Raw genomic sequence first — 1,001 nt, 5'->3', positions numbered from 1 at the left:
GCCAGCCCTTCGGCGATCAGTGGTGCCACGGCCTGGCCCACCGGATCCTCATACCCACCATCACCGCTGCCCATCCGAGCCCGAAAATCGATACCCGCGGCAATGATCGCCAACTTGAAATACGCCAACGCCAGGTAAAACTCCCAATGATCCAGATCCTGACCGGACGCGACCGCATACTTGTGCGCCAGAGCATCCATCGACGGGATCTTCTCCGAAGCCCACGCCGCATCGGCATGCACCATCGAAAACATCGGATGCCGATACACACACATCAACGCCGCATCCGAGAGCGGATCACCCAACGTGGACAACTCCCAATCAAGCACCGCCCGCACCCTGGTGGCATCGACCGCATCCAACATCGTGTTATCGATCCGATAATCCCCATGCACGATCGCACTGCGACTGTGCAGCGGCAACGCCCGCCCCAACGCCGCATGCAACCGGCGCACATCACCATCACGAGGATCATCAGCCACCCGCACCAAATCCCACTGCGAACCCCAGCGCCGCACCTGACGCTCCAAATACCCATCGGCCTTACCGAAACCACCCAAACCCACCGCCTGCGGATCCAGCGCATGCAAATCAGCCAACACCCCGATCAACGCATCCACACACCCATCAATGCACTGCTGATCGCCCAGCGCATCAAGCTCAGCGGCATACCGCACCACCCGGCCCGCAACAAACTCCACCATCTGAAACGGCGCACCCAGCACCGAATCGTCATTGCACAAGGTCACCGCACGCGCCACCGGCACCGCCGTACCTTCCAAAGCCGCAACCACCGTGTACTCACGGGCCATGTCATGAGCCGACGGGGTCAGCCCATGCAGCGGCGGGCGGCGCAGCACCCACTTCGACGCATCGTCAAACACCACAAACGTCAAATTCGACCGACCACCCGCCACCAACTCCGCGCTCAGCTCACCACAGCGCGGCACCCCGATCTCCCGCAAATGAACATCAAGAGCAGACAGATCCAGGCCATCAAG

The 1,001-nt window shown here is 61.3% G+C and carries 1 protein-coding gene; it reads right to left on the bottom strand.

Going from position 1 to position 1,001, the window contains the following annotated elements; all coding sequences use genetic code 11:
• A partial coding sequence (locus ABIA30_RS27400) for a phosphotransferase family protein (protein ID WP_370071359.1) occupies positions 1-1,001 on the bottom strand: 1,001 nt, incomplete at both ends.

Origin of the sequence: Mycobacterium sp. MAA66, assembly GCF_041261665.1 — a bacterium.
Classification (GTDB): Bacteria; Actinomycetota; Actinomycetes; order Mycobacteriales; family Mycobacteriaceae; genus Mycobacterium.
Note: the sequence above shows the minus strand (reverse complement) of the source record. Positions and strands in the feature narration are given on the sequence as shown.